Source organism: Flavihumibacter sp. CACIAM 22H1 (assembly GCF_001601815.1).
GTDB lineage: Bacteria > Bacteroidota > Bacteroidia > Chitinophagales > Chitinophagaceae > Flavihumibacter.
Map to the genome: position 1 here is coordinate 78,172 of NZ_LUKG01000003.1, position 14,297 is coordinate 92,468.

Sequence of the window (14,297 nt, forward strand, 5' to 3'; positions counted from 1 at the left end):
AATTTACCAATTTTAACTGCCTAGTTTTTAGGAGTATAAAAGCGCCAGCTGGTGCTAAACTGCTTTTGGGGTGGCCGATTGGTTAATATATGCCGGATCATTTCTACGGGTAATGAGTTTTGTTTAAGAATTGCGTCATGATATTGCTTATACGTCATCTTTCCGCCGTCTACCAGTTCCTTTTTAAGTGCATAGAACTGCAAGCCACCAATCATATAAGCCAATTGATACAAAGGACCATAATTCCCCTGAAAAGAACGTCTTACCTCCCCCTCTGCATTTGCCCGTTCATGCCCTACCCGATCTACCAGGAAATCAATACATTGTTGGGGTGTCCATTTGCCAAGATGGTAATTCAAGGAGAAAATGATCCTGGCACAACGGTGCATTCTCCAGAACAGCATCCCTATTTTATCTTCCGGCCCCCTGGGAAAACCCATATCCCAGAGTATCATTTCCCAATACAAGGCCCAGCCTTCGATCCAGAAAGGCGTATAAAAACTTCTATAGGCTTTGTGCCGGTCGTTCTGGAACATCTGCAAATGATGTCCTGCAATAAGTTCGTGATGTACCGTAGCCCTTGAAAAATGCGGGTTGTTTCCCCGCATGCTCATCAGCTTATCGGGTTCCGCCATGGTATTGGTCGGATAAGAAATGATAATACTTTCTCCTCCCAGAAAGAATGGATTTACCAATTGTCGTTCGGGGCTCATCATATTCATTCGCCAGGTTTCTTCTGCAATCGGCGGAATGGTTACCAGGTCTTTCTTCTTAATAAAATCAACACTCTGGTTATACAAATCAAGGATCATTTCGGGTTGTTTACCTTCCGGTACGTAACTGTTTTTAACTTTTTCGAGGGCTGCTTTCCGGTCGGTACCGAAACCCATCTCTTTGGTAGCTTTCAATAATTCCTTATCACACCAGGCAAATTCCTGTTCTGCTATAGTAATTAATTCAGCAGCCGTGTAGGGGATATATTCCAGCTCCAGTTGTTGTTTTAATGCAGCAGCCCCGATTGGGCGACCAATAATACCACTGCCATCGTCTGCAGAGGCCCCGTTTTTTCGGGCACGGCTCAATAAGTTGGTCGAGTACAGTTGTAGTAAACTATCCATGCCTTTATAAGGTGCTTCTACCCACCAGGTGAATTGCGGATCATACCCATAATAAAAATCATAGATACTACGGAGCGCATCGCGGCAATCCTTTATTCTTTTTTGTACGGCATGAGCTGCCATGAGGTGTATATCGGCATCGGCCTCGCCTTTTTTGAGCAGGTCCAGCAACTGTATTTTCCAGTTATTCAGGTCACGGGCAAGTTCCTGTGCCGGCAAAACGGCACCCCTTCTTCTTTTTTTCTCGTAACTAAATACTTGCGTTGAAAAGGGAAGATAACTTTCGGAAAAATTTAGTTGTGCTTTTTCTTCCTCTAACAACTGCAGTTCATACTGAAGATTACGGCTGAATAACACATAATCTACTTTTCCATCCATACTCAGCTTCTCAAAATTGAATTGTTGCAGGCCGTTGCTATAGCTGGAATGAAATTTTTTCATCCGTTCAATTCTTTCCGGGGAGGTTTCCAGGAAATAAAAGCGATCCAGGCTTCCTTTATCGGCCTGGTGCTGAATAATGGTATTGGTTAGCTCTGAAGCCTGTGCTGCAATTTCTTGGGTCAGATTTACCTGCGCCAGTATAGCAGTTGGCTGTATAGAGCCAACCGCTATACTGAGTAGCAACAGGGAGCGATGTAATTTAGTCATATCAGGATTTTATTGGGCGTCCCACCAGATACGGTCAGTGAGTGTTGCAGCCTGCTGTGGTTGAGGGTTGGAAATAATTTCGACCTGCGGATACAGAAGCCTGCGTGGTATTTCAGATAAGGCATTGGGCACTTTGGTTAGCTGGGGGAAACCTGTTCTCCGCCAATCTGCCCAGTTTTCCGTATTCAGGAAATTAGCAATTGCTTTTTCTTCCATAATACGCTCCAGGGCATTTCCGGCCGTTAAGGTACCCCTATCTGCTAAATAATCACTTACCGCCGTTCCTGCAGGATCGAGGCCTAATTTAAGCATATGTGAGCGGATCCCGTCCTGGTAAACAGGTTGGGCAGCTGCAGCACCCGATTTAATAAGGGTAGCTTCTGCTTTGATAAAAAGGGCTTCTGAATAATTCACCAGAAAATGGTCGGATCCGGCACTTCCATAAAAAGCAGCCGGAATGGAATAGGCTTCCAGGTTACCCACATCTCTTGTTCCGATTGCCCGCCCCGTATACAAACCGGTTCCTTTTGCCGGTGCAATTATAACAGGAAGGCGGGGGTCATTTCTGTCTACAAATCCGTCTACCAGGTGAGCAGACAATACCAGGGTAGACCCTGGCAAAAAGGTCAGGTACCAGGGATTCTCATTTCCAGCCCCACCCGGATAACCCATTTTCAGATCATCGGCATTGGAACTCATACCGCTATTCAGGGCACCCAGGGCCAGGTCTGCCAAGGTAGCCGGCGTATTACTTCCCGATTTTGTAAGATGAATATAGTACCTGGCCTTTAGGGTATAGGCCAGTTTTGTCCATTTTTCCAGGTTCCCCCGGTAAAAGAAATCATCGTTCGCCGGATTTTTTACACTGGTCTTTGCCAAGTCTGCAATACCGGCATCCAACAAAGATTGTATGCCCTGGTATACTTCTGTCTGGCTGCTGTATACAGGTGTAAATTTATCACTGCCCAGTAAAGCTTCTGTATAGGGAATATCTCCCCAGAAATCTGTTGCTGTACCATAACAATAGGCACTCAGAATCTTGCCGATACCTGCGTAGGCGTAACTGCCGCCGGCCTCTGCCTTGTTAATAAGCTGTTTAAGGTTATTCAGGCAGGTAACATAGGTACTGTTCCAATCTCCATCCATCTGCCCATTTACCAGTAAATAGGTGCCTTCATTGGGAACAGGCTGGTTTAAACAAACGGCTTGTGTATAATGTTGCGCCAGTATAGCGGCAAAACCTGCATTCAGTAAGTGAGAAACGGCCAATTCCACGGGCGGAAGAATGGCTGCTTCCTGCACATCAATGGGCCGGTTCGGATCATTGTTTACGTCGATGAATTTTTTGCAGCCGGCTGCCAGTACCAACAGGCCGGAGCAAAGTATAAAGAGTATCTTTTTCATGCTTAAAAATTGTGTGTTGGATCAAAAACTAAGTTTAAGAGAAACTGCAACAGAACGGGAAGTAGGTGTAGAGAACGAATAAATTCCCTGTGAACCATTGGAAGAACCGAATGAACTAACCTCCGGATCTGCACCCGTAAAATGCGGGCTATGGATCCAAAGATTGCGCCCCGTAAGTGTAAAGCTTGCGCCCTTTACAAATGTTTTAGCCAATAACTTCGGGCTGATATCATAACTCAGGCTAATATTCCGGAGTTTAATATACGTACCATCCTGAATAACAGCTTCTGTAATACCGTTGATTCTTCTGTAATAATCCTGGGCCTGCACACTAATATCATTGGCTTTACCATCCGATGCTTTTACGCCGGCAATAATCCTATCCTGGCGGTTTTCGGTAACTTTTGGTGTGCCATAGAAATATCCATAACCATCCACGTTGTTTTCAATATCGCCCCCTTTCTTCATATCAAAGAAGAAACTAAAACTAAACTGTCCGTACCGGAAATTATTACTCAGCCCTGCCAGCCAGTCGGGTGTAATATTTCCGATAATCTGATCGTTTACGGTACGGAATGGAAGACCAGCATCATCAATCAGTAATTGTCCGTCATCCGTACGCGCATAAGCACCTCCAAATTTTACGCCGTACGGCTGCCCCACTACTACCTGTGTAAAGCCATTGCCAAGCCGTTCTGTACCATCCGCAATAAATAATACTTTATTCCGGATCCGGGTAAAGTTAAAAGCCAGGTCCCAACTGAATTTGGAAGTCCGAACCGGGGTTGCATTTATCAATACCTCTAACCCTTTGTTCTCCATCTGACTGGAGTTGATGGAGGTGGAGGCATAACCAGTACTGGGTGCAATAGCTACTGTTGGAATAATTCCATCAAAGGTTTTTTTCTTGAAATAAGAAACTTCTACTCCTAATCGATTCTTGAAAAAGCGGCCTTCGAAACCCAGTTCCAACTCACGGATGGTTTCATTTTTCAGGTTAGGGTTACCCAGGTTTCCATCAATAAGAAAACCTGATTGGCCCTGCAAGGGAAATACATTGGTACCAATTGATGCCGAATTATACGGTGTAAGCAACTGGTAAGGACCGATCTGCTCATTACCCACCGTTGCATAGGAAACCCGAACCTTGGCAAGATCAACCCAGTTCCGCATCCGCTCCGACATAAACTCTGAAAACACAAAGGACGCTGCTGCAGAACCATAGGGATAAAACCGGTTAGATGCTGCCAGCACAGAGCTTCCGTCATACCTGCCGGTTAAAGACAGGTTCAGGAATCGATTGTAGTCGATATTTGCCTGTGCATAAAAACCAACTTTTCTACGCAGGTAATTTCCTTCGCTGTACGTTATCGTGGAAGCATTGTTTATATTTTCCAGCCCGTTAATGGATGTACCCAATCCATTGGCATAATGGTTCTGCGAATAGGTACTGATAATATTATTGCCCAATAACAAATTGGTACTGAATTTTCCAAAATCTTTGTGTGCATTAATGATGATATCATTATTGAACTGCCGGAAATTAATATTCTGATCAATAATTCGTCCGCGTGTTGCCAATACATTACTGGGCGCTTCCACATATTTATCCTGTTCGGCATAAATATCTGCACCCAGGCGCTCTGTGATGGTTAACCAGTTAGTAGGGTTATAACTGAAGGTTATTACCGGAATGATACGGTTCACGGTTGATTTATTGCGGATATTATCCAATACCCAATAGGGGTTATTACGCGAAAAACGAAATACCCGTTGTGTTCCATCTGCATTGGTATAAGGCAGCGGATTCCAGGAAATAGGTGCCGTATAAATTGTCCAAACAGGACTCTCCAATACATAACCTTCCGGGGCCCGGTTACTTTTTGAACCCGAATAAGTTACCTGAAATGTGCTGGTAAGTTTGTCGGTAATACGATTGGTAAACTTGGTAAAAATTGAATGCCGTTTGTAATCATTCTGTGGAATAGTGCCTTTCTGATCAAAATAAGAATAGGAGAAAAAATAACTGGAATTGGTACTGCCTCCATTTACACTTACGGAATTATTCGAAGTAATACCAGTTTGAAAAAACAGGTCCATCTGGTCATAAACGGGAGCTTTCTGTCCATTTATACGCAGGGTATCCATAAGTGGCCCCCATACAGCACTTGTTTTCCGATCTTCTCCGTTAAAATACACCCCTCTTTCGCCCTGGCCGTATTTGGTTTGTACTTCGGGGTACAGCGCTTTCTCAAATGAAAGATCGGAAGAAAAACTCAGCGTTGGTTTCTTATTAATACTGCCGTTTTTAGTGGTAATCATTACCACCCCTCTTGAACCTGCTGATCCATACAAAGCAGCTGCTGCTGCCCCTTTCAGAACATTTATGTTTTCAATGGTGGCAGGATCTATATCAGCCAGGCGATTGGTACCCGGACCAGAATAGAGGTTACCGGTTTCATCGTTATTAATTGGAACGCCATCTACCACGATCAATGCCTGGTTATCGCCATATATGGATGTATTGCCCCGAATAACAATTCGGGAAGAAGCCCCAGGTGTACCCGAGGAACTGGTAATCTGTACCCCTGCTACCTTACCCGCAAGCGCATTCACTACATTCGGTTCCTTGGATCTTACCAGCTCATCCCCCTTCACTTCCTGGGTGCTGTAGGTAAGGTTCCGTTTCTCGCGTTTTACCCCTAATGCCGTAACTACCACTTCTTCTAACTGGGCTGAATTGGTGCTGAGAGAAATATTGATGTCGGTTTGCCCGTTCAGTACAATCTCCTGCTCCTTAAAACCTATAGCAGAAATAACCAGGCTACTGTTTGCCGGGTAAGTGATACTGAAGCTACCATCGTTCCCGGTGGAAACGCCGGTTTGGCTACTTTTTAACCGAATGCTTACACCAGGAAGTGGTGCGCCTTTCGAATCGAGGACCCTGCCTCGTAAGGTGGTTGTTTGGGCCATTGCCAAATGGCAGAGAAATGCCATTAACAGGAGCAATGCGCCTGGTTTTACAAAATTCTTCATATGCAGTTATTTTTCCTTTGTATCAAACCTAGTTGTAGTTCCGCTTTTCAGGTTTATCTGATTTAGCAGATGATATACGGATATTAACCCTTCAAATTACCTGACCGCCTGTTTAATGTCATTATTACACTTTATAAAAAAATCGGGCTCAAAATTTCAGAGGGCTAAAATTTGTAAAGGATTCAATAATTCCAAATGAATGGATTTGGAGCAGACAACCTAAATTCGGGTGGTTAAACCTATGGAATGAAGAAAACTTTTTTCTGTATTGATGGACATACCTGCGGCAACCCGGTACGGCTGGTAGCAGGCGGCGGACCCGTTTTAAATGGTGCATCCATGAGTGAAAAACGGCAGCATTTCCTAAAAGAGTATGACTGGATCAGGAAAGGGCTGATGTTTGAACCGAGGGGGCATGATATGATGAGCGGCTCAATTTTATATGCTGCGCATGACCCTGCTAATGATGTTGCAGTCTTATTTATTGAAACCAGCGGCTGCCTTCCTATGTGCGGCCATGGAACCATTGGCACCATCACTATTGCCCTGGAGGAAGGATTGATTGTTCCCAAAACACCGGGCCAGATACGTATGGAAGCTCCTGCCGGCCTGGTTCAAATTAACTATAAGCAGGAAGGCAATAAAGTGCGCTCTGTAAAACTTACCAATGTGCCCGCCTACCTGGCAGCTACCGAATTAACGGTAGATTGCCCGGAACTGGGAGAGCTGGTGGTGGACGTTTCTTATGGAGGAAATTTTTATGCAATTGTAGATGTACAGAAAAATTTCGCCGGCCTTGAACAGTATACTGCCGATAAATTAATAGCCTGGGCCAGGGAGCTCAGAAAGCGCATAAATGAAAAATACAGTTTTGTACATCCGGACGATGCTACTATTAATGGTTGTTCGCACATACTATGGACAGGCGCAGTACTAAACCCTGGCTCCACCGCAAGAAATGCCGTTTTTTATGGCGATAAAGCCATTGATCGCAGTCCGTGTGGTACCGGTACTTCGGCCAGAATGGCCCAATGGTATGCGAAAGGTTTGTTGAAGAAGGGCGATCAGTTTATACATGAAAGCATTATCGGTTCAACTTTTATCGGAACCATTGAAGAAGAAACGTCTGTTGCCGGCCAGCCGGCGATCCGACCGGGTATAGAAGGCTGGGCAAGAATATATGGGTATAATACCATTACCATTGACCCGGCCGATGATCCGTATGCCTATGGCTTCCAGGTATTATAACTGCAGGCTCCTGGCCGCTGGAGCCATCAATGCGGAAGTTTATCCCTGAACTTACCATATACCCAGGTTCCGGCAATGGCAGCCAGCAAAGTCACTACTATTACCGTAGCCCCGGTTCCGATCTGCGCAAATAATGGCCCGGGGCATGCCCCGGTTATTGCCCATCCCAAACCAAAGAGAAGGCCTCCGTAAATCTGTCCTTTATTGAATTTCTTATCATGAAATTCGATCTTCTCGCCATGAATGGTTTTGATGTTGAATTTCTTGATCAGGAACACCGATAACATTCCTACTGCAACAGCAGAACCGATTACGCCATACATATGGAAACTTTGTAAGCGAAACATTTCCTGAATACGGAACCAACTGATGATTTCTGCTTTCACAAATACAATACCGAATAGAACTCCAATAATAAGGTATTTCAGATGGCCATACCAGGGTTCCACAACTTTAGTATCACTAACACACATGGTATCGAGCGAACGGACTTCAAAATCTGTATCTGGTAACCCGGCTTTATTGACCGGTTCAACAAATGAATTACTTGCTGACATACTCAATTTCTTAAAGTGATAAAATAAAAGGAAGGATCAGGTTGGCCATAATAAAACCTCCTGCCATAAAACAACAGGTGGCGATCACAGAAGGCAGCTGCAAATTGCTGATTCCCATTATAGCGTGCCCGGAAGTACAGCCACCCGCATACCTGGTTCCAAAACCTACCAAAAATCCGCCAACCACCATCATTATAAAACCGCGTGCCGTTAACAAAGCCGGCCAGCTAAATACATCCCCTGGAACAAGTCCTGTATAATCGGTTATGCCATAACCGGCGAGTTCGGTTGCCAGGTTAGGGTGTACCGCAATAGGCGCCGGGTTGGATAAAATCAAGGTTGCAATAACACCTCCCAAAAATATCCCCAGCACAAAAAACATATTCCAGGCTTCCTTTTTCCAGTTATACTGAAAAAAAGGAATTTTTGCGGGAATACAGGCGGCACATATATGACGCAGCGAAGAAGAAATGCCAAAACTTTTATTGCCCAATATTAATAAGGCAGGCACCGTAAGGCCTATCAGTGGGCCTGCTACATACCAGGGCCAGGGCTGTTTTAACCATTCAAGCATAACAGAATTAAATTTTACGGAAGAATAATAAGTGCAATAAATAAGTATCAGATAGCGCTTAGCACCTGCTCTAACTGGCGGGCCTGAACAACGCCACTCTGGCGCCATTTCACCTGGCCCTTTTGAAAAACGATTAGTGTGGGAACCCCCTGCACACTGAATTGTCTTGCTGCATCGGGGTTCTTATCTACATCTACTTTTACGATCGTTACGGAATCGCCCATTTTACCCTTCACTTCTTTCAGAATAGGCGTCATCATTTTACAAGGACCGCACCATTCTGCAAAAAAATCAACCAGGACAGGCTTATCCGAATTGATTAGTTCCTGAAAACTGTTCATAGTGTTTATTTAGATGCTTTGATCTCTTCGTACTGAATGGTTGTTCCGGTTTTACCGGAACCGTTATTTCTACGGGGCATGGGAGAACAGGTACTGCCTGTACAACAGCCTATATTCAGCAAGGCCATTCCTGCCAGTAACACACCTGCAATGCCCAGTATCCATTCCTGTTGCAGTACAGCAGCTACCAGGGCATATATACCCATACCCAAACGCAACCAACGCATAAAATTCCAACCGTTTATAATCTTTTCCATACTAGTTATTTTAGATCCCGGGCCAAGCTACTCCAGGCCCCGCCATTGTATGCATTTATACCGGCAGCTTTAAGCTGCGAAACGGCCAGGGCACTTCTGTTGCCGGATCTGCATACGGCAATTATGGCCTTCCCTTCCTTTTTCAACACTGCCAGCTGTTTCTTTAACTGATCCAATGGAATATTGGAGGAGCCGGGAATATGACCCGCTTCATATTCTGCCGGTGTGCGTACATCCACTATCAATGCACCCGCCTCTCTGAGGGCTTTCAGGTCCTCTTTTTTCCCAAAAATTGATTTTAATATTGTAAACATAGTTTCTGTATATAGGGTCTAAGATGCTAATACCGTAGTTATTTTAATGTACTCGGACAAACATAATCCGTCACAGGTACTTTGCCGGTTTCCTTGATAGCTTTAAATCCACCTTTTACATCTACCAGGTTTTCATAACCCCGCGCTCGTAAAATAGAATTAAAGATCATGGACCGATATCCTCCTGCACAATGAACATAATAGGTTTTATTCCGGTCTACTTTCAGCATACTCTCATTTACAAAATCAAGCGGTGCATTTTCAGCATCCTCAACATGCTCACTCAGGTATTCACTGTTTTTCCGAACATCCAGCACATTAACCGCTTCCCTTGCCGCAATGCCGGCAAATTCTTCTGCTGTGATGGATTGGATATGGTCAATTTCCATTCCTGCTTTTTTCCAGGTCTCAAATCCGCCATCAAGGAATCCAATTGTATAATCATACCCAACCCTGGCCAGCCGGGTAACCACTTCTTCTATACGATCGGGTTCTGCCACCAGCAGTATCTGCTGTTTTACATCTGGTATCAGGGCGCCTACCCAGGGAGCAAAATTGCCATCGATTCCGATATTAATGGAATTAGGAATAAACCCTTTAGCAAAGACCTGGGGATCTCTTGTGTCCAGTATCAACGCACCGGTTTCATTGGCGGCTGTTTCAAAAGCTGCGGCAGATAAGCCTTGCTGTCCGCGCTGCAGCACTTCATCAATACTATCGTATCCCTCTTTGTTCATCCGCACATTCAGGGGAAAATACGCAGGGGGAGGCAATAAACCATCTGTTACTTCCTTCACAAACTCTTCTTTTGTCATGTCTGCGCGGAGTGCATAATTGGTCTTTTTCTGGTTACCCAGGGTGTCGGTTGTTTCCTTACTCATGTTTTTTCCACAAGCACTTCCTGCGCCATGTGCCGGATAAACGATGATATCATCCGCCAGGGGCATTATTTTATTTCTGAGCGAATCATAAAGCGTTGCAGCCAGTTGCTCCTGTGTCATGTCGGCGGCTTTCTGCGCAAGATCGGGTCTGCCAACATCCCCGATAAAAAGGGTGTCGCCTGAAAACAAGCCAACATGTTTACCACCGGCATCTTTTAAAAGATAACAGGTGCTTTCCATAGTATGCCCAGGTGTGTGTATTACTTTAAAGGTGAGCTTACCTACTTTAAATTCCTCCCCATCTTTTGCGATATACGCATCAAAACTGGGGTTGGCATTGGGTCCGTAAATGATTTTTCCACCAGTTTTACGGGCCAGGTCGATATGACCACTTACAAAGTCTGCATGGAAATGGGTTTCAAATACATAAGTGATTTTTGCGCCGTCCTCTTCCGCGCGTTTGATATAAGGTTCTACTTCGCGCAGCGGGTCGATAACAACTGCTTCTCCTTCACTCTCAATATAATACGCACCTTGTGCGAGACATCCGGTATAAATTTGTTCTATTTTCATAATGCCTGTTTTCACGTTTCAGGTACAAATTTGCTATTAATTACAGCAGTCAACTATGACTTTTGTCACATTAATAAATCAGCCCAGCCTAATTACTTCAATAGAGTTGCGTTGCAGTTTTACCTTACCCAGCTGTTCCATTTTTTTTAACAACCTGGAAATCACTTCCCGGCTCGAATTCAGTTCATCTGCAATTTCCTGGTGACTCAAGGGTATGGTGTTGGACCCCAGTGTTTGTACATGCTTTTTCAGGTAAAACTCCAGTCGTTCATCCATTGCCCTGAACGCAATATGATCAATCGTTACCAATAGTTCTTCAAACCTCGACCTATAGGTTTCCAATACAAAATGGTACCAGGATTTATACTTGCTCATCCATTCATCCATATAAGAAAGTGGAATACTGATCACTTCTGTATCTTTTACTGCCTTGGCCATTATCTGGCTGGTTTCCTGTTTTACCGCACAAACCATACTCAATGCACAAGCCTGGCCTGGTTGCAGGTAATACATAAAGAATTCATTTCCCTGGTCATCTTCCCGGTAAACTTTTACCAACCCGTCAATAATCAGCAGGGTACTTTTAAAATACTGGCCGGTACGCATCAGCTGTTCTCCTGCTGTAAAGGAACGGATTTCACTATTCGCTTCAATTTCCTGTACCAGCCCTTTTTCGAATGCTGGAAACTGCTGTTGTAGTTCACTTATTGACATAATCCGAAGTTTTTGTAAACCAATAAATTTACGACAAAAGATTCTTTCTATTTTTGACCCTGCTATGGCATTGCAAACCAGTTACCAGACCGATCTTATCGAAGCCGGAATCGACGAAGCCGGCCGGGGATGTTACGCAGGTCCGGTATTTGCTGCCGCAGTGATTCTGCCTCCCGGATTTTACCACCCTTTATTGAACGACTCTAAACAAGTCAAAGAAAAACAGCGCTACGAATTAAGAGAAGTAATTGAAAAACAGGCAATAGCCTTCGCGGTAGCGGCCGTAAATGAAGCCGAAATAGACCGGATTAACATCTTACAGGCTACCTGGACGGCGATGCACCAGGCGATTGCCCGACTCTCCACCCCACCCGGGTTTTTATTGATAGACGGGAATCGTTTCCGTCCGTTTTCGGGTATTCCTCATCGTTGTATTGTGCAGGGAGATGCCCTTTATGCCTCCATAGCCGCAGCCAGTATTCTCGCAAAAACCTATCGCGATGACTATATGAACCAGTTGCATAGCATTTATCCACAGTATGGCTGGGAAAAAAATAAAGGCTACGGTACAAAAATCCATCGGGATGCCATTCTACAACACGGCTTATGTGAATACCATCGAAAAAGTTTCCAGATCAACCCCGCTGCCGGCACCTTATTTTGATCCTATTTCTGTGTCCCATTCACCTGCTCCCTGGCGAATCAGCTCAGGGGGTTCTTTGGTACAATCCACGATAGTAGAGGGAGTCCAGCCACCGATACCCCCATCCACCACCAGGTTTACCAGCTTTCCGAAATTAGCCTGCATCATTTCCGGATCCGTATACTCTTCTACCATTTCGCCGGGTAAGGATGCACTTAAAATAGGATGCCCTAATTCCCGAACAATTGTTCGGGCAATCATGTTATCTGGAACGCGAAGACCAATGGTATCTTTCCGGCTTTTTAATATTTTTGGTACTTCTTTACTGGCAGGTAGAATAAAGGTATAGGGGCCCGGTAAATGACTTTTTAACAACCGGTAGAGGGGCGTAGATATTGACTTGGTATATTGGCTCAGATCGCTCAGATCATAACAGATAAAAGATAGTTGTGCTTTTTCCGGTACAACCTGTTTGATCCGGCAAATTCGTTCAATGGCTTTGGGTTGAAAAATATCACAACCAATTCCGTAAATGGTGTCGGTTGGATAAATAATGATACCTCCTTCACGGAGCGTATCAATGATGGTCCGGATGGCACGCGGCTGTGGATTTTCCGGATGCACGTGAATAAGCATAAACTAAGTTAAGAAGAAAGATCAGACACTATGGTATTGAAATCAATTGATGTTTGGAAGGAGTTGTCGCCAGCTGAATTCAGATCTGCTTATTACGAAAAAGGTATTCCCGTTGTCATAAAAAACCTTTCCCATACCTGGCCTGCCTACCAGAAATGGGATTGGGATTATTTTAAAGATGCCGTTGGCAAGGTTCAGGTAGGTGTCTATAATAATACGAAAAGCGATGCGCGAACCCCGGTAAATAAGGCGGATGATACCATGCTTTTTGGGGAATACATTGATCAGGTCAGAAAAGGGCCGGTTGAATTACGGATCTTTCTCTTCAATCTCTTTACACATGCACCGCAGCTGGCACAGGATTTTACCTGGCCGGATGCATACCTGAAAAGCTTTGTAAAACGATTTCCCATGTTATTTGTGGGTGGACAAGGATCGGTAACACATATGCATTTTGATATTGACATGTCACATATCCTGCATACCCAGTTTTTTGGCCGGAAAAGAGTGCTTTTATTCCCCTTCGATCAGCAGCATTTACTATACAGGAAGCCCTGGGAAGTGCTCAGCTTTGCCAATTTTGAAAAGTATTACGATCCGCTCAACTCCAAGTTAGACCTGGAAACCTATCCCTTGCTGAAGCAGGCAATTGGTTATGACCTGGTACTGGAGCATGGCGATACTCTTTTTATGCCGGCCGGGTATTGGCATCATATGGAATACCTGGATAGTGGTTTTGCCATGAGCCTCCGTGCTTTACAAGAATCCTGGACGGGAAAAATACACGGGGCCTGGAACCTGTTCGGTATGCGAACCATTGACACAATGATGAAAAAAACGGCCCCGAACTGGTGGTATGATTACAAAAAGAAAAAAATAACAAGTTTTTCCCGGTAAATCTTGCATTGTATTGGTTCAGGCTTTAATTTTAACCAGTTTTTAGGGTTTGTTACCCATTTATCCAATTCCGACGAAAACAATAATACCTTTCCTGATCGCCACCCCTCGCCCTTATCCTGACAAAGCCGTCTGATCAATTACCCCTTACGCAATTATTGCCTGAGATAAATTATTATCTCTTCATACTATATTATTGAAAACCCATATATAACCTCTTTCTTTTTGTGGTTTCAGAGGTAAGCACAGGCCGGCGATTTCCATCGCTGGCTTCTTTTTTTATTGCTGTATTAATTTATTGGATGGTCCATACTTCTGAGCCGCGTAATAAACGGTCCAGGTCGCCTTTCCCTTTAAGCGCAATTGCTTCTTCTATCTGCATCGACATGATGTCTTCATAACAAGCCCGGTCCTGTTCATAGAATACGCCAAAAGGACGGGGCATATGTCCGGTTG

At 44.4% G+C, this 14,297-nt stretch carries 14 protein-coding genes; 3 read left to right on the plus strand and 11 right to left on the minus strand.

Annotated features, from left to right (window positions below):
• Window positions 1-20: 20 nt before the first annotated feature.
• From A1D16_RS01645 to A1D16_RS01655, 3 genes are read right to left on the minus strand one after another with little or no spacing between them, the layout of a single operon-like run.
• Window positions 21-1,766, minus strand: a complete 1,746-nt coding sequence (locus A1D16_RS01645; RefSeq protein WP_290707114.1) for a DUF885 family protein — start codon at window positions 1,764-1,766, stop codon at window positions 21-23.
• A 9-nt stretch (window positions 1,767-1,775) separates the two neighbouring features.
• Complete coding sequence (locus A1D16_RS01650) at window positions 1,776-3,170, minus strand: SusD/RagB family nutrient-binding outer membrane lipoprotein (protein WP_290707116.1); 1,395 nt, start codon at window positions 3,168-3,170, stop codon at window positions 1,776-1,778.
• 21 nt (window positions 3,171-3,191) lie between these two features.
• On the minus strand, window positions 3,192-6,206 hold the full coding sequence (locus tag A1D16_RS01655; protein WP_290707118.1) for a SusC/RagA family TonB-linked outer membrane protein: 3,015 nt from the start codon (window positions 6,204-6,206) through the stop codon (window positions 3,192-3,194).
• A gap of 246 nt (window positions 6,207-6,452) precedes the next feature.
• On the opposite strand from A1D16_RS01655, the gene A1D16_RS01660 reads away from it, so the two are divergent.
• Complete coding sequence (locus tag A1D16_RS01660; RefSeq protein ID WP_290707120.1) at window positions 6,453-7,454, plus strand: 4-hydroxyproline epimerase; 1,002 nt, start codon at window positions 6,453-6,455, stop codon at window positions 7,452-7,454.
• A gap of 26 nt (window positions 7,455-7,480) precedes the next feature.
• Here the strand turns inward: A1D16_RS01660 and A1D16_RS01665 are convergent, their stop codons facing one another.
• From A1D16_RS01665 to A1D16_RS01695, 7 genes are all read right to left on the minus strand, one after another.
• Window positions 7,481-8,011 (minus strand): DUF6691 family protein, encoded by a 531-nt coding sequence (locus tag A1D16_RS01665; protein ID WP_290707122.1) that lies wholly within the window; start codon window positions 8,009-8,011, stop codon window positions 7,481-7,483.
• A gap of 10 nt (window positions 8,012-8,021) precedes the next feature.
• A complete protein-coding gene (locus A1D16_RS01670) occupies window positions 8,022-8,585 on the minus strand; it encodes a YeeE/YedE thiosulfate transporter family protein (RefSeq protein WP_290707124.1) in 564 nt (187 codons plus the stop codon).
• A gap of 47 nt (window positions 8,586-8,632) precedes the next feature.
• A complete protein-coding gene (gene trxA, locus A1D16_RS01675; protein ID WP_290707126.1) occupies window positions 8,633-8,926 on the minus strand; it encodes a thioredoxin in 294 nt (97 codons plus the stop codon).
• Window positions 8,927-8,931: 5 nt separating this feature from the next.
• Entirely contained in the window at window positions 8,932-9,183 is a 252-nt protein-coding gene (locus A1D16_RS01680; protein ID WP_290707128.1) for a hypothetical protein, read from the minus strand.
• 5 nt (window positions 9,184-9,188) lie between these two features.
• Window positions 9,189-9,497: a rhodanese-like domain-containing protein gene (locus A1D16_RS01685; RefSeq protein WP_290707130.1), complete on the minus strand. Its 309-nt coding sequence runs from the start codon at window positions 9,495-9,497 to the stop codon at window positions 9,189-9,191.
• 38 nt (window positions 9,498-9,535) lie between these two features.
• Window positions 9,536-10,951 (minus strand): MBL fold metallo-hydrolase, encoded by a 1,416-nt coding sequence (locus A1D16_RS01690; protein WP_290707132.1) that lies wholly within the window; start codon window positions 10,949-10,951, stop codon window positions 9,536-9,538.
• Between the two features lie 78 nt (window positions 10,952-11,029).
• Window positions 11,030-11,665 (minus strand): Crp/Fnr family transcriptional regulator, encoded by a 636-nt coding sequence (locus A1D16_RS01695; RefSeq protein WP_290707134.1) that lies wholly within the window; start codon window positions 11,663-11,665, stop codon window positions 11,030-11,032.
• Between the two features lie 64 nt (window positions 11,666-11,729).
• On the opposite strand from A1D16_RS01695, the gene A1D16_RS01700 reads away from it, so the two are divergent.
• Window positions 11,730-12,329 carry a ribonuclease HII gene (locus A1D16_RS01700; protein WP_290707136.1) on the plus strand — a complete coding sequence of 200 codons (600 nt, stop codon included), beginning with the start codon at window positions 11,730-11,732 and terminating at the stop codon, window positions 12,327-12,329.
• On the opposite strand, the gene A1D16_RS01705 is transcribed toward A1D16_RS01700, so the two are convergent.
• Entirely contained in the window at window positions 12,321-12,944 is a 624-nt protein-coding gene (locus A1D16_RS01705) for an L-threonylcarbamoyladenylate synthase (RefSeq protein ID WP_290707138.1), read from the minus strand. The two genes, A1D16_RS01700 and A1D16_RS01705, sit on opposite strands and share 9 nt — an antisense overlap.
• Before the next feature lie 30 nt (window positions 12,945-12,974).
• On the opposite strand from A1D16_RS01705, the gene A1D16_RS01710 reads away from it, so the two are divergent.
• Window positions 12,975-13,841 (plus strand): cupin-like domain-containing protein, encoded by an 867-nt coding sequence (locus A1D16_RS01710; RefSeq protein ID WP_290707140.1) that lies wholly within the window; start codon window positions 12,975-12,977, stop codon window positions 13,839-13,841.
• Window positions 13,842-14,297: the final 456 nt, after the last annotated feature.